Origin of the sequence: Neisseria arctica (assembly GCF_022870905.1) — a bacterium.
Taxonomy (GTDB): domain Bacteria; phylum Pseudomonadota; class Gammaproteobacteria; order Burkholderiales; family Neisseriaceae; genus Neisseria; species Neisseria arctica.
Map to the genome: position 1 here is coordinate 663,922 of NZ_CP091510.1, position 17,811 is coordinate 681,732.

At 47.0% G+C, this 17,811-nt stretch carries 18 protein-coding genes and 1 pseudogene; 9 read left to right on the forward strand and 10 right to left on the reverse strand.

The window, feature by feature from the left end:
• Window positions 1-74 precede the first annotated feature (74 nt).
• The gene (locus tag LVJ86_RS02975; protein WP_047761122.1) at window positions 75-1,505 is read left to right on the forward strand and encodes an aminobutyraldehyde dehydrogenase; all 1,431 of its coding nucleotides are present in this window, start codon (window positions 75-77) and stop codon (window positions 1,503-1,505) included.
• Window positions 1,506-2,223: 718 nt separating this feature from the next.
• Here the strand turns inward: LVJ86_RS02975 and rplS are convergent.
• From rplS to LVJ86_RS03010, 7 genes are all read right to left on the reverse strand, one after another.
• Window positions 2,224-2,589: a 50S ribosomal protein L19 gene (gene rplS, locus LVJ86_RS02980; protein ID WP_047761123.1), complete on the reverse strand. Its 366-nt coding sequence runs from the start codon at window positions 2,587-2,589 to the stop codon at window positions 2,224-2,226.
• Window position 2,590: 1 nt separating this feature from the next.
• On the reverse strand, window positions 2,591-3,349 hold the full coding sequence (gene trmD, locus LVJ86_RS02985) for a tRNA (guanosine(37)-N1)-methyltransferase TrmD (RefSeq protein ID WP_047761124.1): 759 nt from the start codon (window positions 3,347-3,349) through the stop codon (window positions 2,591-2,593).
• Window positions 3,349-3,858: a ribosome maturation factor RimM gene (gene rimM / locus LVJ86_RS02990; RefSeq protein WP_047761125.1), complete on the reverse strand. Its 510-nt coding sequence runs from the start codon at window positions 3,856-3,858 to the stop codon at window positions 3,349-3,351. The genes trmD and rimM overlap by 1 nt, the downstream gene beginning before the upstream one ends.
• A 19-nt stretch (window positions 3,859-3,877) precedes the next feature.
• Window positions 3,878-4,126, reverse strand: a complete 249-nt coding sequence (gene rpsP, locus LVJ86_RS02995) for a 30S ribosomal protein S16 (protein WP_047761126.1) — start codon at window positions 4,124-4,126, stop codon at window positions 3,878-3,880.
• Window positions 4,127-4,202: 76 nt separating this feature from the next.
• Complete coding sequence (locus LVJ86_RS03000; protein ID WP_047761127.1) at window positions 4,203-6,449, reverse strand: bifunctional acetate--CoA ligase family protein/GNAT family N-acetyltransferase; 2,247 nt, start codon at window positions 6,447-6,449, stop codon at window positions 4,203-4,205.
• Between the two features lie 160 nt (window positions 6,450-6,609).
• Entirely contained in the window at window positions 6,610-7,179 is a 570-nt protein-coding gene (gene mog / locus LVJ86_RS03005; protein WP_047761128.1) for a molybdopterin adenylyltransferase, read from the reverse strand.
• A 27-nt stretch (window positions 7,180-7,206) separates the two neighbouring features.
• Complete coding sequence (locus tag LVJ86_RS03010) at window positions 7,207-7,929, reverse strand: S-methyl-5'-thioinosine phosphorylase (protein WP_047761129.1); 723 nt, start codon at window positions 7,927-7,929, stop codon at window positions 7,207-7,209.
• Between the two features lie 51 nt (window positions 7,930-7,980).
• Between LVJ86_RS03010 and LVJ86_RS03015 the strand changes: the two genes are divergently transcribed.
• Window positions 7,981-8,142, forward strand: coding sequence for a hypothetical protein (locus tag LVJ86_RS03015; RefSeq protein WP_161796058.1), 162 nt, complete (start codon window positions 7,981-7,983; stop codon window positions 8,140-8,142).
• A gap of 60 nt (window positions 8,143-8,202) precedes the next feature.
• Here the strand turns inward: LVJ86_RS03015 and LVJ86_RS03020 are convergent, their stop codons facing one another.
• Window positions 8,203-9,042, reverse strand: a complete 840-nt coding sequence (locus LVJ86_RS03020; RefSeq protein ID WP_047761130.1) for an inositol monophosphatase family protein — start codon at window positions 9,040-9,042, stop codon at window positions 8,203-8,205.
• 191 nt (window positions 9,043-9,233) lie between these two features.
• On the opposite strand from LVJ86_RS03020, the gene LVJ86_RS03025 reads away from it, so the two are divergent.
• The 7 genes and pseudogenes from LVJ86_RS03025 to LVJ86_RS03055 all read left to right on the forward strand — a co-directional run bounded on the left by LVJ86_RS03025 (window position 9,234) and on the right by LVJ86_RS03055 (window position 15,809).
• On the forward strand, window positions 9,234-10,037 hold the full coding sequence (locus LVJ86_RS03025) for an RNA methyltransferase (protein WP_047761131.1): 804 nt from the start codon (window positions 9,234-9,236) through the stop codon (window positions 10,035-10,037).
• 12 nt (window positions 10,038-10,049) lie between these two features.
• Window positions 10,050-10,920 (forward strand): annotated as a pseudogene (locus LVJ86_RS03030) (DUF1853 family protein).
• Window positions 10,921-11,068: 148 nt separating this feature from the next.
• On the forward strand, window positions 11,069-12,379 hold the full coding sequence (tig, locus tag LVJ86_RS03035) for a trigger factor (protein ID WP_047761133.1): 1,311 nt from the start codon (window positions 11,069-11,071) through the stop codon (window positions 12,377-12,379).
• 94 nt (window positions 12,380-12,473) lie between these two features.
• Complete coding sequence (gene clpP, locus LVJ86_RS03040; protein WP_047761134.1) at window positions 12,474-13,103, forward strand: ATP-dependent Clp endopeptidase proteolytic subunit ClpP; 630 nt, start codon at window positions 12,474-12,476, stop codon at window positions 13,101-13,103.
• Window positions 13,104-13,507: 404 nt separating this feature from the next.
• Window positions 13,508-14,341: an amino acid ABC transporter substrate-binding protein gene (locus tag LVJ86_RS03045; protein ID WP_047761135.1), complete on the forward strand. Its 834-nt coding sequence runs from the start codon at window positions 13,508-13,510 to the stop codon at window positions 14,339-14,341.
• A 22-nt stretch (window positions 14,342-14,363) separates the two neighbouring features.
• On the forward strand, window positions 14,364-15,047 hold the full coding sequence (locus LVJ86_RS03050) for an amino acid ABC transporter permease (RefSeq protein ID WP_414629258.1): 684 nt from the start codon (window positions 14,364-14,366) through the stop codon (window positions 15,045-15,047).
• Between the two features lie 9 nt (window positions 15,048-15,056).
• The gene (locus LVJ86_RS03055) at window positions 15,057-15,809 is read left to right on the forward strand and encodes an amino acid ABC transporter ATP-binding protein (RefSeq protein WP_047761137.1); all 753 of its coding nucleotides are present in this window, start codon (window positions 15,057-15,059) and stop codon (window positions 15,807-15,809) included.
• A gap of 369 nt (window positions 15,810-16,178) precedes the next feature.
• On the opposite strand, the gene LVJ86_RS03060 is transcribed toward LVJ86_RS03055, so the two are convergent.
• Both LVJ86_RS03060 and arsB read right to left on the reverse strand, forming a co-directional pair.
• Window positions 16,179-16,442: a hypothetical protein gene (locus tag LVJ86_RS03060; protein ID WP_047761138.1), complete on the reverse strand. Its 264-nt coding sequence runs from the start codon at window positions 16,440-16,442 to the stop codon at window positions 16,179-16,181.
• A gap of 314 nt (window positions 16,443-16,756) precedes the next feature.
• Window positions 16,757-17,776: an ACR3 family arsenite efflux transporter gene (gene arsB / locus LVJ86_RS03065; RefSeq protein ID WP_047761139.1), complete on the reverse strand. Its 1,020-nt coding sequence runs from the start codon at window positions 17,774-17,776 to the stop codon at window positions 16,757-16,759.
• Between the last annotated feature and the right edge of the window lie 35 nt (window positions 17,777-17,811).

Genomic DNA, 17,811 nt, shown 5'->3' on the forward strand with positions numbered 1-17,811 from the left:
TTCAGACGGCCTTTGTGTTTACTAAGTAATAAAATGGTACGGAGTCAGTCGTGCGGAAACAAAGGAGAGAAGCGATGGAATATAAATTATGGATTAATGGTGCGTGGCAGAATGGTGCAGATACAATTGCTGTCGAAAATCCGGCTACGGGCGAGACTGTAGCACAAGTGGCAGTAGCGGGAGAGAAAGAAGTTAACGCTGCGGTGTCTGCGGCTAAAGAAGCATTTGAAGACGGTCGTTGGAGCAAGCTCAGCCCGGGAGAGCGTTCGGCCGTATTGTGGAAAATGGCGGATATCGTTGAAGAGCGTAGTGACGAGTTGGCAAAAATCGAAAGTGAAGACAGCGGTAAACCTTACGAATTTGTCAGCAAAGGAGGGGATTTACCCTTTGTGGCAGACAATTTGCGCTTTTTTGCTACTGCCGCACGCGATATCCATGGCAGCCGTGCGGGTGAGTATAATCCCGCGTATACCTCGATGTTGAGAAGAGAGCCATGCGGTGTAACAGCAGGTATTGCGCCGTGGAATTATCCACTGCTGATGGCAGCTTGGAAAATAGGCCCGGCATTGGCCGCAGGTTGTACTTCCGTTATTAAGCCTTCCGAGCTTACCCCGCGTACCGCATTATTATTGGGAGAAATTGCTCAAGAAGCCGGTTTGCCTGACGGTGTGCTGAATATTATTACCGGAGCCGCAGAAACGGGTAAAGCGATTGTGGCTCACCATGATATCCAAATGGTAAGTTTAACCGGCTCCAGCGATACCGGAAAATTTATTATGCGCTCGGCGGCAGATACCCTTAAGCGCGTACATTTGGAACTAGGCGGAAAAGCTCCCTTGATTGTTTTGGCGGATGCCGATATTGAAAAGGCAGCAGAAAAAGCAGTGTTCGGCGGATTTTTCAATTCAGGGCAGGATTGTACTGCTGCTACGCGTCTTTTAGTGCATGAATCTGTTGTGGAACAGTTTACTGAAGCACTGCTGGCTGCAGCGAAAAACTTTAAAGTAGGCTTGCCCTTTGAAGCTGATACTATGATGGGATCGTTGATTTCAGCCAAGCAGCTGGAGCGGGTATCCGGTTTTGTCGAGCGTGCCAAAGCGGCAGGTGCAAAAGCATTGTTCGGCGGACACACGCTTGATTTTGGGGGCGGTCATTATTACAGCCCGACTATTCTCAGCGGCGTGGAGCAAACTGCTGAAATTGTGCAAAACGAAGTATTCGGCCCGGTAATGACCTTGCAAACATTCAAGAATGATGAAGAGGCATTGCATATGGCCAATGATGTGCGCTTTGGTTTGGCTTCATCGGTATTCACAGCTGATGTGGCCCGCGCTATGAATTTTTCAGCTAATTTACGCTTTGGCACGGTATGGGTAAATGATCATTTGCCGTTGACTTCTGAAACACCGCATGGTGGGTTCAAGCAATCCGGTTTTGGTAAGGATTTATCGGCTGAAGCAGTGGGAGATTATCTCATTACCAAACATGTAATGGTCGCTTTGTAGTTAGCTTTTCTTCTTAGGGAATCAAATGGTTGGAGGATATAGTAGGTATTAATGCCATGTAACCCAATTAATCAGCCGACTTGATGAAAGATTATTTGATAACCGTTTTACAAAAGTAGAAGGGCTACCTGATAGATATATTTTCAGATGGCTAAAGCCCTTTGTAATGCCTCTAAATTCTTTTGAAAGAATTTAGAGGCATATTTTCTATAAGAAGCAGAGCTTACTTCTTTGCTAAGCTAGCCCGCAGAATGCTTGTTATGCATTTTGTATAGAGCCGCTTCCTTTTTCTTTTCAGCAGGTACAGTTCTTATGGAATAGCCATATATTTATGTAAATGCCACTATCAAAAATCAAATGTAAGTGTTTACAAATCGTATGATTTCAGAATGGTATGGAGTGCAAAATGTTTAGAGGGAAATCTTTTGGCAGGGAAATGAAGCCGTAAAATACGTAGTTATTGAAGATTCGGTTAAGTGGATTGCAAACTGCAAATGAATTGTTTTAGAAGCTTGAGGATAAGCAGCTATATTATTGGGTTTTATGCGGATTAGCGGAAAAGTCATTTGAAAGGCGGGCGTTTAAATTTATCAGAGAGTAAAAAAGCTTTGCATACTAGGTATTCAGGGGGGTTATAAAGATTAAAGGTTGATATCTGCTTTATTTGAGGAATAAAAATACCCGCCCTGAGGCGGCGGGTATCGGAATAGGGCAGAAATTAACCTTTGCGAGCCGGCAGTTTTTCTTTAATACGGGCTGCTTTACCGGTCAGGCCACGCAAGTAGTACAACTTGGCACGACGTACGTCACCACGGCGTTTAACTTCGATTTTTTCTACGTTCGGAGAGTACAGTTGGAAAGTACGCTCAACGCCTTCGCCGCTAGAGATTTTGCGAACGATGAAGTTGCTGTTCAGACCACGATTGCGGCGGGCGATAACAACACCTTCGTAGGCTTGCAGACGGCTGCGTGAACCCTCTACTACGCGTACAGATACCACAACGGTGTCACCCGGAGCAAATTCGGGGATATCTTTGTTCAAACGAGCGATTTCTTCCTGCTCTAATTGTTGGATCAAGTTCATTTTAATTTCCTAAATTATAATGGGATTCTCGTTCCTCTTGCTTAATTTCCTGCAAGAGCCTAGATTCCTGTGGGGTTAATTCGCGCTTTTCCAGTAAATCAGGGCGGCGCGCTAAGGTGCGTTGTAACGCCTGCTTGAGACGCCACTCGGCTATCAGTGCATGGTTACCAGAGCGTAAAACTTCCGGTACTGCCATACCCTGAAATTCAATAGGGCGGGTATAGTGTGGGCAATCAAGCAGGCCGTCGGCAAAAGAGTCTTGTTCGGCGGATCTGCTGTCACCCAACACGCCGGGTAAGAGCCGTAATACTGCATCCATCAACATCATGGCGGGAAGCTCTCCGCCTGAGACGACAAAATCGCCGATACAGATTTCTTCATCTACTTCTTGTTGCAACAGCCTATCATCTATGCCTTCGTAGCGGCCGCATAGCAAGATAAGATGTTTTTCAGTAGCCAGTTCACACGCTTTGGCGTGGGTAAGCGGTGTTCCTTGCGGGCTGAGGTAAATTACTTTGCCTTGGCTATTTTGTGCTTTCGCTGCGTTGAGGGCTGCGGCTAGGGGGGGGGCCATCATAATCATGCCAGGTCCGCCGCCGAAAGGCCTGTCGTCAATATAGCCAAGTTTGTTATCGGCAAAACTGCGCGGGTTTATGACATTGAATTGCCATAAATTTTGCTTTAGTGCTCTTCCGGTTACGCCATGGCATGTGATGCTGTCGAACATTTCCGGAAAGAGGGTAATTGCTTGAATGAGCATTAATAATCCAAGCCCCAGTCAGCAATAATAATGCCGTTGGCACTGTCGACTTGGTCGATATAGTGGGAAACGAACGGAATCAGTTTTTGCCCATGTTCACCTTCAAGCACCAATACATCATGAGCACCGGTTTCCATTAGGTTTTTTACTTTGCCGAGGGTTTGGCCTTCTCGGTTATTTACCGTCATGCCGACTAAATCGGCCCAATAATATTCGTCTTCTTCGGCGGGGGCAAACTCACTGCGGCATACTTCGATGGTGTAGCCTCTGAGTGCGAAAGCCGCATCTCTATCATCTATGCCTTCAAGCTTTACTTGAAGCTCGCCGTTAACTGCTTTGCCTGATTCGACTTTGACTGTTAAAAGACGTCCGTCTTTGTTTAGCCGCCACTCGGGGTAGTCCAGCAGGCTGTCGGTATATTCCGTGCCGGCTGCTATTTTTACCCAGCCTTTTATGCCGAATACGCCTTTGATGTAGCCCATGGCTACCCATTGTTGAGTGTCGGTCATGGCAGTCTAAATCAGAGGATTAGGCGGCAGCTTTTTGTTCTTTGACTAATTTGGCTACGGCGTCGCTCATTTGTGCGCCTTGGCCCAACCAGTGGTTTAAGCGTTCTGCGTTCAAACGTACGCGTTCTTGTTTTTCATTGGCTACGGGGTTGTAGAAGCCTACGCGCTCAATGAAACGGCCGTCGCGGCGGTTGCGTGAATCTGCAACTACTACGTTGTAAAACGGACGGTGTTTTGAGCCACCACGGGCTAAGCGGATAACTACCATGTTGATTCCTTCTGTGAAAATCGGATATATAGAAAACCGCTAATTTTAGGGTATTTTGCGGTTTTTGTGCAAGCATTTATTGTTTGTGCTTGCGCCGGGTGTTGTGTTCAGGCGGCAAAAGCGGACGTTCGGCTTCGCAGATTTCGCCCTCGTGGGGAGAGGGGCGTATATGAAAGCCTAGTTTTTCGGCCAGCTTGAGCATGGGTACGTTGCTTTTGAGGATTTCCGCAGTCATGCTGCGATAACCCTGTGTGGCGGCATGGCTGAGGATTTGCTGCATCAGATGGTAGGCTAGTCCTTGTCCGTGCATGTTTTCGGCGACACTGATACCGAATTCGCAGCTTTCGGGAAACCGATTGCAGCTATATCGGCTGATGCCCAGCAAAATACCGTTTTCATCTTCGGCTGCAAACGCTGCTTCACGGTGGTAATCGAGATTACAGAAGTTAGCCAGCATCGTTGGATTGAGCTCTTTAATATGTGCCATAAAGCGGGTTTGACGGCTTTTTTCCGAAAGGTTGCGTACATATTGTTGCTCTGCCTCGGCATCTTCGGGGCGGATGGGGCGGATGAATACGCTGCCGCCGTTTTTAAGTGTGAAAATATGGCTGGTTTGATCAGGGTAAGGGCTTAGCACGTTGTCGGCTCGACCGAGTGTGGAGGAAAAGTCAAGCTTGGTAACGGTGTTTTGTTGCCCGATATTGATATGTAGGGTTTGCAGTGTGTGAAGTTTATCGGTCGCTTCGTTGAGGCTGTGCAACCATTGGTAAAGGTTTTTTTGTTGGCGTTTGAGGTTGAAAGTGTGGATGAGGGTGTCGGCATGCATGGTATTGAAGGGTGGCAAAAAGGCTAGCGAGACGTGGTTTTTTTCTGCAGATAGAACGAAACCGTAGCGGTTACGCTCCAGGATTAGGTTCAGGCCGTCTGAAAGGGGTGCTGTTGCGGGATTGTATTCGGGTAGATATAAGGATTTCAGCCATTTTTCAGGTATATCCGTTTGGGTAGATGCTGCCTGTATTTCGGGTGTTTTGACATAAGCGGGCAGTGGTTTGGCGGTTTGGATAAGCTGCTGTTTGAAGCGGTGGTAGCGTTGGTGCTGGTGGAAAGCTTGCATGGCTTGTTCGGAAGTGGAAAACTGCATCAGGCCACGGGCATGGGGACTGCTGATAATCAGTGGTTTGGGCGATTGGTTCTGCAGTTGTGCCAATGCGGTGGTAATGCCTGACTCGGCACCGTCGGGCGTGGGAGCGATTACGGCCAACAGGGCGTGGGTATGTTTGCTTTCGAGGTGTTCATGAGCCAAGCCTCGGTAGTGTGTAATGCTTGGGTTGCTACCAATGTAACCGTTGTGACGTGCGGCAGGGCGGCGGTTATCGTTGCTGACGCGTAAGTCGATATCAAGGATTTCTGCTCTCCGTTGCAGCCAACCGCAGGCTTCGTTGGCAATCAGATGCAGGTGGCTGGCAGGTAGTTTGTTGGAGGAGAGGGCGTGAATGGCAGTGAAGAGTTCTTCGGGAGTGAAAGTGGGTAGAAAGCCGCAGCGGCCTGCAAGGTGATGCAAAATGGCTTGTTCGCGAGTGTCCGCATAATGGTTGCAGTGCAGTATCAGCGGTTTTTTGCGGGCGCAGTGGCGTAAGGCGCTGAAGAGTTCGCGTAGGTTTTGGGCAGGTTGGTATTCAATGATAACCAGTTTGGTTTGTTTGTCTTCAGCGAGATAGTCGAGAATTCCGGCACTGCATTCGGGCGTTAGTTTTGGGTGCAGGCCGACATGGTGTGAGATGCCTATCCCGGCTTGCTGCAAAATAGGATTGATAAGGGCGGAAAATTCACTATGGCAGCCGACTAGAGCAATATCGCCTTTACTAAAAGGTACGGTATATACGCTGCCGTGCAATCTAGCCGCAGGGGTGGTTAGTCCGGAAGTATTGAGGGCTATGATATGCAACCCCGCTTGTTTGCCGCGGGAGATGGCATTTTGTGCCAGTTGCCATTCGCTATCGTTAAAATTATCCCAATTTTGCATAACGATTATATGGGGAATCTGCTTTTTATAGCAGGCCTTGAATATGGCATCGTAGGTATCGGGCATGGTAACGATCCATGCGGTATCGGCATATTCGGGTACTCTGTTGATATTCGGGAAAGCTTTAATGCCGCCGATTTGTTTATGGCGCGGGTTGATAGGGGTGATGCGCCCTGAAAAGCCGCCGCGCAAGAGGGCGGAAAGAATGCGTTCACCCAAGCTGTATTGGCGTTCGCTGGCACCGATAAGAAGAATATGTTCCGGCTGGAAAAATTTGGAAAGCGGGTGAGGCGTAGTCATAATCAGATGCCTTTGGCGGAATTTGCCGATGATGCCAATCTTACAATATTAAAGTGCGGGAGTATTGGCTTTAGGGTTAAGGTACGAAAGGCCGTCTGAAAAAAGTAGTAACTGCTATGGTGGTAGATGTACGCTGGTTTTCAGACGGCCAGCCGTAATTTTATTTTTGTTTGGGGCGGAATGCTTGGCAGATATCTGGGTGGGTTTCGATAAATGCACCGCCGATTAAATCAATGCAGTAAGGAATGGCGCTGAATAGACCGTGCACTTGGATATCTCCGACCGGGTTACGCACGCCGCCTAGGGTTTCGGCAATTGCTTTCGGTCTTCCAGGCAGGTTGACAATCAGGCTGCGGCCGCGAATGCCTGCTGTTTGGCGGGACAAGATAGCAGTCGGCACATAATATAGGCTGATTTGGCGCATTTGTTCGCCGAAACCGGGCATTTCTTTGTCGATAACGGCAAGGGTAGCTTCAGGCGTGACATCACGCGGGGCGGGGCCTGTGCCGCCGGTTGTAAATATGAGGTCGCACTGGTCGTGATCAGCCATGCGGCACAAGGTGTTTTCAATTTCGGCTTGATCGTCGGGAATGAGGGCTTCAATAAAACGGATAGGGTTGCGAACTGCCTGTTCCAGCCAGTTTTTCAGTGCGGGGATGCCTTCATCGGTGTAAACGCCACTGCTGGCGCGGTCACTGGTGGAAATCAGGCCGATGGTAACGGTTTGCATATAGATGATCCTTTTAAGCGGCTTGTTTTACAAATCGGTAAGCAGAAGGCGGATTTTTTCGATGGCCTGATGGGTTTGGCGGCTACGGAAATCGGGTGAAGACGTATGGCCGTCATTAAAGCCCGTCATGCCGATTACACCGCACAAGTGGGCATAGGCTATGTTGAGTTCGCGCGCTAACACGGCTTCGGGCATGCCGGTCATACCGATAATGTCTGCGCCGTCGTTTCTAAAGCGCCGTGCTTCGGCACGAGTAGGCAGGCGAGGGCCTTCGATGCAGCCGTATACAGCACTGCTGATAACAGGTGTTCCATGTGTTTCCGCATGTTTGATCAGGCCGACACGGAATTTTCGGTCGTAAGGGTGAGTAAAGTCGGTATGCACGACTTCTTGGTCGGCACCTTCGAAAAAGGTAGATACGCGGCCCGAGGTATAGTCGATAATATCGTCAGGTACTACCAGCGAGCCGGGTTCGATGTTGGAATTAAGGCTGGTTACCGAACCTACGGAAACGATACTTTGAACACCTAAAGAGTGTAATGCCCAAATATTGGCGCGGTAGTTTATTTCGTGAGGCGCCAAAGTATGGTTGAGGCCGTGGCGGGCGAGAAATACGATTTGGTGGCTGCCGAGTGTGCCTTGCATGAGCGGACTGCTGGGCAGGCCGTAAGGTGTGCGGACAATTTCGCGGTGGGTAATGTGCATTTCGGGCAGGCGGGTGAGTCCGCTGCCGCCGATGATGGCGATCATGAGCTAGACTTTCGGTCGGTTGGAGAAATGTTATTGTAAAGGATTTGAATCGTGCTGAGTATGATTGTTGGCACTGCTAAACAGAGGATTGGAAATGCAATAGACGAGATAATCAAAACCAGCCGTTTGAAAATGTCGGCTGATTATTTTCAGACGGCCTACTTCTCAAATTATGAAGAGTTAAGAGGCTCTAAAAATATGCTGCAGTTATAAACGTTAAGAAAGCCGCAAAAGGCCTATTTGCTTTTGCGGCTTTCTTAACGTATAGATGCTTTACAGGTGTGGTGCGATGGTTTGCAGCATTTGCGCCAGTACTTTCGGATTGGCGGCAACGATATCACCGCTTTCCAGCCAGCCTTCGTTACCATGCATATCGGTAACGATACCGCCCGCTTCCTGTACCAACAGAGCGCCGGCTGCGATATCCCAAGGTTTTAGGTTAAATTCGAAGAAACCGTCCAAACGGCCGCTGGCTACGGCGCATAAATCCAAGGCAGCAGAGCCTTCGCGGCGGGCGCCGGCGGTTTTGGCAAGAAAATCTTTCAAGATAGCCAGGTAGGTATCCATTATGCTTTGATCGACCACCGGAAAGCCTGTGCCCATCAGGCAGCGGTTCATTTCGATGCGGTTGGATACACGGATGCGGCGGTCGTTCAGAAGTGCGCCTTGGCCGCGCGAAGCCATGTAGCAGTCGTTGCGTTCTGGGGCGAATACCAAAGCTTCTTGTAATTTGCCTTTGTGCAGCAGTGCCATAGAAACAGCATATTGAGGGTGACCGTGCAGATAGTTGGTAGTGCCGTCCAGTGGATCAATCACCCATTCGTATTCGGGAGTGGCAGGTACGTCTGCGGCGGCTATTTGTTCGATTTGCAGACCTTCTCTGGTTTTGCTGGCACGGAAGTAACCGCCTTCTTCGCTGCGGATGAGGTGGTCGGGATAGCTGTAAAACAGGGTGTCGAGAATCAGGGCTTCTGAAGTACGGTCAACATCGGAAACAAAATCGTTAAACGCCTTGCTGTCGATTTTGATGGCATCTAAGTTGGATGAAGCGCGAATCATCATATCGCCGGCTTTTCGGGCGGCTTTGAAGGCTGTATTTAAAATAGGATTCATGGCAGTCTTTCTAAATCGGGTACAATGGCTGCTTGCATCGGCAAACAGGCAAAACGTTAAAACGATAGAAACCGCCGCCGCAGATATATTGGGCGGTAAAAGCAGTTTCCGATGTTAAAGAGCATTCAGACGGCAATCAAAGGCCGTCTGAAAAATGTGTTGCAATTATACGCCCATTCTGAAAATAAAGCATGATGAATAAACCGACAGTTCCCGATTATCTCGACAATATCCATATTATTTTGGCGCGTACCAGCCATCCGGCCAATATAGGATCCGCAGCGCGCGCGATGAAAACCATGGGTTTGGGACGACTGACACTGGTAGCGCCGCAATTGATTGCAACGCCGATGACGCCCGAGCCGCCTGTGTTTGATTCCGCCAATGTGCAAAACTTTGTTTTGCCCGAAGAAAGTTTTGTGTTGGCTTCGGGGGCGGCAGACGTATTAGAGAGGGCGAGGATAGTAGCTGATTTGAGTGAAGCCTTGGCAGAAACTACTTTGAGCTGCGCCCTTACCAGCCGCAAGCGCGAATTGACCTCGCCGCTGCAAACTCCGCGGGCATTGGTGCCCGAGTTGTTGCAGGCGGCACATTCGGGACAGCAGGTAGCGTTGGTGTTTGGCAATGAAACGTTCGGTTTGAGTATCGAAGAAGTGCAGCAGTGCAACCGGTTGATGACGATTAACGGCAATCCCGATTATTTTTCACTCAATCTAGCCCAAGCCGTGCAGGTGGTCTGCTATGAGCTTTTCAGTCAGGTCGATATGCCGATGACGCATCTCGAACAGGAAAACCGCCCTGCTACGCATAGCCAGGTCGCTGGTATGGTGGCGCACATGGAGAGCGTGATGGATGAAGTCGGCTTTTTTAACCGCCGCAACGGTGAAAGATTAATGCGGCGTATGCAGAATTTATTTAGCCGTGCCAATATGGAAACAGAAGATATTGATATTTTGCGCGGATTTTTTAATACGGTAACGCGCCGTTTGAAATAGGCCGTCTGAAAAATGAACTACGCATTAGATGCCTTGTGGTGGCGGTTGACTGATCCGAACGTACGCGATTTGGCCGCTTTGCTGACTGCTCCTCCGCTATGGCATACGGGGTGCGAACTGGAAATACGTAAACTTTTGGGTGAAACAGGTTTTCGTTATCTATTGGCTTTGGATGAAAATCCGATGCCTTTGCATCGGCATTTGCAACAAGAAATACCTTTTAGCCATAGGTTGGGGTTTTATGCCGAAAGTTTGCTGGCGTTTTGGTTTGCTCATGCGCCGCATACGCAGCTTTATGCCCGCAATCTGCCCGTGCAAGATAAAAACGGGCATACATTGGGAGCGTTTGATTTTATTGCCGCAGTGAACGGCAAGCCCTACCATATCGAGTTGACATGTAAGTATTACGGTAGCTTTTGCGGCAAGCCTGAAAACATGATCGGGCTTAATCCGAAAGACCGTCTGGTCGACAAGGTGGCAAAATTACAGCGGCAACTGACATGGTCGCAATTGCCTGAAGGAAAAGAGGCTTTGAAAAAGGCTGGATTTGGCCATTTTGATACAACAGCCGTATCGATTGTGCGCGGCATCGGTTTTTTTTTCAGAACGGCGGGTGGAGCGCGAACCGTTGAATCCTTACGGTTGGCATGGTTTGTATATAGATGACTGGACACAATATACGCCTGTAACAGGGCAGCGTTATTACCCTTTGTTGCCTATGCAGATACTTTCGCCTGCTCGGGTATCGGAAACTTACGCTGCCGAGGCAAGTATTTTGCCTGAAATCCGGTTTGGCCAAATCGCCGTGCTTGAAAAACGACCGGACGGCTATTGGCATGAAACTGCACGTATTATGAAAAGCAGGCCGTCTGAAACGATATAGCCGTTTTTTATTGTGAGAATATATTTTATTTCCGCATTGTGATAAACTTGCAATTTAAATTTTTGCCCCTTTGTGGGCGCTTACGGAACAGCATCAACGGGCACAATGCCGGTTGTATTGATTAACCCAGTATAATTAAGGGCTTATAATGAGCGTAACTGTAGAAACGTTAGAAAACTTGGAGCGCAAAGTCGTATTGTCTTTACCTTGGAGCAGCATTAATGCCGAAACCGACAAACGCCTGAAACAAACACAGCGCCGTGTAAAAATCGATGGTTTCCGTCCGGGCAAAGCACCATTGAAAATGGTTGAGTCTATGTACGGTGCCAGCGTACAAAACGACGTAATGAACGAACAGGTGCAACAGGCTTTCTACAACGTAGCAGTAAGCGAAAATCTGAAAGTGGCCGGTATGCCCCGTTTTGAAGGCGTGGAAGAGCAAGATGACAAAGAAGCTTTCAAAGTTGCCGCTATTTTTGAAGTATTCCCTGAGGTGGTTGTAGGTGATTTGGCTGCTCAGGAAATTGAAAAAGTAACCGCCCAAGTGGGTGATGCGGAAGTTGATAAAACTATCGATATTTTGCGCAAACAGCGTACCCGTTTCAACCATGTAGCGCGAGAAGCCCAAAACGGCGATCGTGTAATTATTGATTTTGAAGGTAAAATCGACGGCGTACCATTTGAAGGCGGTACTTCCAAAAACTATCCTTTCGTATTGGGTAACGGTCAAATGCTGCCTGAATTCGAAGCCGGTGTAGTAGGTTTGAAAGAAGGCGAAAGCAAAGATGTGGAAGTAAACTTCCCAGAAGATTATCACGGTAAAGACGTAGCAGGTAAAACCGCCGTATTTACTATCAAACTGACCAACGTATCAGAGCCTGTATTGCCTGAAGTAGATGAGCAGTTTGCCAAAGCATTGGGCATCGCGGACGGCGATGTAACTAAAATGCGCGAAGAGGTGAAGAAAAACGTAGAGCGCGAAGTGAAACGCCGTACTCAAGACCAAACCAAAGAGGCGGTGATGGAAGCTTTGCTGAAGTCTACCGAAATCCAGCTGCCCAAAGTATTGGTAGACGAAGAAGCCGCACGTTTGGCTGCGGAAATGAAGCAAAACTTCGTTAACCAAGGTATGGCTGATGCTGCCAATTTGGATCTGCCTGCCGATATGTTTAAAGAGCAGGCAGAGCGCCGTGTAGCTTTGGGTTTGATTCTTGCCAAAGTGGTAGAGGAAAACAAGCTGGAGCCTACTGAAGAGCAAATTAAGGCTGTTGTTACCGATTTTGCGGAAAGCTACGAAGATCCTCAAGAGGTTATTGATTGGTATTTCGCCGACCAACAACGTTTGCAAGGCCCGACTTCTTTGGCAGTGGAAGCCAATGTTGTAGATTTCGTATTGACTAAGGCTAAAGTTACCGAACGTGCTTTGTCGTTTGACGAAGTAATGGGTGCACAAGCCTAAGCCGGCGCAAAGCTGAGTGATTGAAAAAGCACCAAGCCTTTTTGTGTTTGGTGCTTTTTTGCAGAATTATCCTGAAGAAGGAAAGGAGTAGAAAATGACTCTTGAAATTGAAAATAGCTATTTGGTGCCTACGGTTATCGAACAAAGTGGCCGCGGCGAGCGCGCGTTTGATATTTATTCGCGTCTTTTAAAAGAGCGGATTATCTTTTTGGTTGGTCCCGTAAACGATCAAACTGCCAATTTGGTGGTGGCGCAGCTGCTGTTTTTGGAAAGCGAAAATCCCGATAAAGATATTTACCTTTATATTAATTCACCGGGAGGGTCGGTAACGGCAGGTATGTCGATTTACGATACCATGAATTTCATCAAACCGGATGTTTCTACCCTCTGTTTAGGGCAGGCTGCCAGTATGGGTGCGTTTTTGCTGTCGGCCGGAGCCAAAGGAAAGCGTTTCGCTCTGCCAAACAGCCGTGTCATGATTCATCAGCCTTTAATTAGCGGCGGCTTGGGCGGACAAGCATCTGATATTGAAATACACGCTAAAGAGCTGCTGAAAATCAAAGACAAGCTCAATCACTTATTGGCTAAGCATTGCGGACGCGATGTCGCTGATTTGGAGCGGGATACGGATCGTGATAATTATATGTCTGCGGAAGAAGCCCGCGCTTACGGTTTGATTGATCAGGTATTGGAAACTCGAGATAGTATCCATCAGTCTAAATAAGATCCGGTAAGATAAATATTTGATATTTAATTTATTCTGAAAGGCCGTCTGAAAAAATCAGGCGGCTTTTTTATCTGGAAATAATGATGTCAAAAGTTATAAAACAAACATATTGTTATCTGCTTGGGGCAGGTGGTTTGAGAAGCAAGGATAGGTTATAAACAATGGCTTGGAAAATCTGAATTTGATGCAAGCTCTTTTCATTTAAAAGTTATACCATCTTATAAGAAAATTCATATAGAAACATGGAATTATAATTTTGAGCGCTTCAGATTGCACAACAATTATACTTATGGCATATAATTTTTAGTTATAAAGAATATCAAAAGTGATTCTTTGTATTTGCATCGGGCTTAAAGTAGAATATCAAAATTACATTACAGTTAAGATTAAGGTTGATCATTATGTTGAAAAAAATCGTACTTGGTAGCATTGCCGCTTTGGTATTAGCTGCTTGCGGCAATGAAACAGCCGGAAACAGCGCTTCTGTTGCGGCATCTGCTCCGGCTGCAGCTTCATCAGGCTCTTTGCTTGAGCGTATTAATAACAAAGGTACGATTACAGTTGGTACGGAAGGTACTTATGCGCCTTTTACCTATCATGACGAATCTGGCAAGCTTACCGGTTACGATGTTGAGGTTACCCGTGCAGTAGCTGAAAAATTAGGCATTACTATTGATTTTAAAGAAACTCAATGGGACGCTATGTTGGCCGGCTTGAAAGCGGGTCGCTTTGATATGGTTGCCAATCAAGTTAGCCTTACCACTCCTGAGCGCCAGGCTACTTTTGACAAGTCGGAGAATTACAGTTATTCCGGCCCGATGGCGGTTAGCCGTCAAGATGATGACCGTATCAAATCATTGGCAGATATGAAAGGCTTGTCTTCAGCCCAGTCTTTGAGCAGCAATTATGGCGAAATGGCACAACAAGCGGGAGCTAAAGTAGTGCCTGTTGACGGTATGGCGCAAGCCTTGGCATTGGTACAGCAAAAGCGCGCTGATTTCACCTTTAATGATTCTTTGGCCTTGCTTGATTATTTGAAGAAAAATCCGCAATCCGGCTTGAAAACGGCTTGGGTCGCTCCTGCGGAAGAAAAATTGGGTGCGGGCTTCATTGTAAACAAAGGCAATGAGGAAGCATTGGCTAAAATTAGTACCGCGGTTGAAGAACTGCGTGCAGATGGCACATTGAAAAAATTAGGTGAACAATTCTTTGGCGAAGACGTAAGTGTTAAGTGATCTCTTAAGCGCATTACCGTTTATGACTGAAGCCCGTGCGGCTTTGGTCATAAACGCTTTTTGGCCGATGGTAAAAGCAGGTTTCATTTATTCCATTCCTTTGGCCGTTGTCTCTTTTATATTTGGTATATTGATTGCCTTGATAGTTGCCTTGATACGGATTATACCGGGCAAGGGTTTTGCATACCGTTTATTGTTGGCCGCAGTAAGGTTTTACGTATCAGCTATCAGGGGAACGCCGATGCTGGTGCAGTTAATGATAGTGTTTTACGGTTTGCCCGCTATCGGTATCCGTTTGGACCCACTTCCTACGGCTATTATCGGCTTCTCGCTCAATATCGGTGCCTATGCCTCAGAAACGATCCGCGCGGCGATCTTGTCCGTACCGAAAGGGCAATGGGAGGCCGGTTTTACTATCGGCATGACCTATATGCAAACTTTCCGACGTATTATTATGCCGCAGGCGTTTAGAGTATCCGTACCGCCTCTGAGTAATACGTTCATTAGCCTGTTTAAAGAAACTTCGCTGGCTTCGGTGGTAACGATTACCGAGCTTTTCCGGGTAGCACAGCAGATTGCTAACGCCAGTTACGATTTTTTACCGGTGTATATCGAAGCAGGTTTGGTTTATTGGGTATTCTGTTTCTTCTTGTTTATCGGACAGTCGAAATTGGAAAAACGCCTTGACCGCTATATAGCCAAGTGAGAATGATAGATGATAAAAATCCGTAATATTCATAAGGCTTTCGGTAGTAACCAGATTCTTCGCGGTATTGATTTGGATATTGCTAAAGGCAATGTGGTGGTGGTACTTGGGCCTTCCGGCTCTGGGAAAACGACTTTTCTTCGCTGCCTTAATGCTCTGGAAATGCCTGAAAAAGGTGAAATCGAATTCGACGGTTCTCCTGCATTAAAAATTGATTTTGCCACTAAGCCGTCTAAAAAAGATGTATTGATGCTACGCCGTAAATCTGGCATGGTTTTCCAACAATACAATCTTTTTCCCCATAAAACTGCATTGGAAAATGTGATGGAAGGGCCAGTAGCCGTACAAGGCAAGCCTGTAGAGACGGCTCGTGCGGAGGCACGGGCTTTGTTGGAGAAAGTTGGTTTAGGAGATAAGGCTGATCTTTATCCTTTCCAACTTTCCGGCGGCCAACAACAAAGGGTAGGAATTGCCAGAGCTTTGGCAATCCAGCCTGAGTTGTTACTATTTGACGAGCCTACTTCGGCGCTTGACCCCGAACTGGTGCAAGACGTGTTGGCAACTATGAAAGAGCTGGCGCGCGAGGGCTGGACTATGGTAGTTGTGTCCCATGAAATTAAATTTGCTTTGGATGTGGCAACAACAGTGGTCGTTATGGACGGCGGGGTAATTGTAGAGCAGGGCTCACCCGAACAGTTATTCCAAAATCCGAAGCATGAGCGAACCAAACGTTTCCTACAACAAATTAGAGCAGAGGCATAAACTTTATTCTTTTGACTAAGATGTTGCATATCTCGGCGGTTTCTGTGATTTTTTAGATACTATCCGTTGTTTTAAAAATGCCGTCTGAAAACTATTTTGGTTTTCAGACGGCATTTATTTTAAAAGAGCAGCAGATAAAAAATCGTTCCGGATAAGCTTGGTTTTGCTGCTGAAGAAATCAAACAAGCGTATAAGTTATCTGGATGTTTTACCGCTAGATACGGTAGGTTAGCTTGGAATCTTACATGTTTGTTTGATTTTTTAACAGTTTTGCGCAGCTGATAACAACCTTAAAACCTATATGTAAGTACCGCTCCGCTGCCTTCAGCATGTTTACGAAATTCAGTCAGGCTTCGTGTATTTCGCTTGTTAATTGGCGGCAGAAGCGGCTGCTTCGGAGGTTGCAGCAGGTTGTTGCTCGGCCGGCCGTTCAAATCCTTTTTCTTTCATGCAGGCATCGAAAGCGGCACGGTCTTGGCCGGCACCGGTGGTTTGTTGGCACTCTTGCAGAGCTTGCTCAACTGCAGGGTTGGCGCCTTGAGGGTGGGAAGACTGCTGTTCTTGTTTTGCATCGTTGCTGGCACAAGCAGACAGCATCATAATCAAAGCAGTAGTTGCCAATAATTTTTTCATATTTCAAACCTTTCGATTGTTTTTCAAATAATGCTCCGTTCCTTCCCTTTGATAACTCAGGTTGGGAAAGCAGTCATGCGTTTACATATATTCTGCTTTTTCAGGAGTATCGAAGCTTTTCAGTACTTGCCGGCTCAAAGAGCCTCATACTGTTCAAGAGGGTGCGGGGTTATGCCGCACTTGTACTTTACGACTATCCGTGATTTGGGAAAGTTTCAAAAAAATTTATTGGGTTTGTGAAATGCTTTTGATTTTTTTGATAAAAAAATAGAATTTTATGCTTAAATGAAGAGGAAATAAATTGAACAATGTGATTAATGCAATGGAGATTCAGTTTTGTGTTTGGCATTTATCCATGCGACCAAAGACAGCATAACGGGCACTTCCACCAATACGCCGACAACAGTAGCCAGAGCTGCTCCGGAATGAAGTCCAAAAAGTGAGATGGCTACTGCAACGGCCAATTCGAAAAAATTAGATGTTCCGATTAAGCAGGCGGGTGCGGCGATTTCATGCGGTAGCTTGAGTAGACGGGCACCGATGCGGCCGATAAAAAATATGCCGTATGTTTGTAACAGCAGAGGGATAGCGATCAATACGATGACCAATGGTTGTGCGATGATGGTTTGAGCTTGGAAACCGAATAGTAGGATAACGGTCAATATCAGCCCGCAAACGGCAAAAGGTTTCAGACGGCCTGAAAAAACAGTAATAGAATGTTTGCGTTTGATTAATAAGCGGCGTGTCATCATGCCTGCTGCGAGCGGTAATACAACGTAGAGTAGGGTTGAAAGCAGCAGCGTACTCCAAGGAACCATAATTTCGGAAACACCGAGTAAAACAGCGGCAATAGGTGCATAGGCAACAATCATAATTAAATCATTAACGGATACCTGCACCAAAGTATAGTTGGGATCACCTTTAACGAGTTGGCTCCATACGAAAACCATGGCGGTGCACGGTGCAACGCCTAGTAAAATCATACCTGCAATATATTGTTGGGCATCGTTGGGGTTTACCATTGAGGCAAAGAAAACTTTGAAAAACAGCCAACCCAGAGCTGCCATAGTGAATGGTTTTATTAGCCAGTTAATGATTAAGGTAAGGAATAAACCTTTGGGGCGTTTTCCGACTTTTTTTACTGCCGACCAATCAATCTGGATCATCATCGGGTAAATCATTAACCAAATTAAAACAGCCACCGGCAAATTAACATGTGCCCATTCGAGTTGGGCAACGGCTGCAAAGATATTGGGTACCGTTAAACCCAACAAAACGCCTGCGGCAATCGCCAAGGCAACCCAAATGCTTAAAAAGCGTTCAAAAATTCCCATTATTTATCGCCCCGTTCATTAGAAAGTTGGTTATT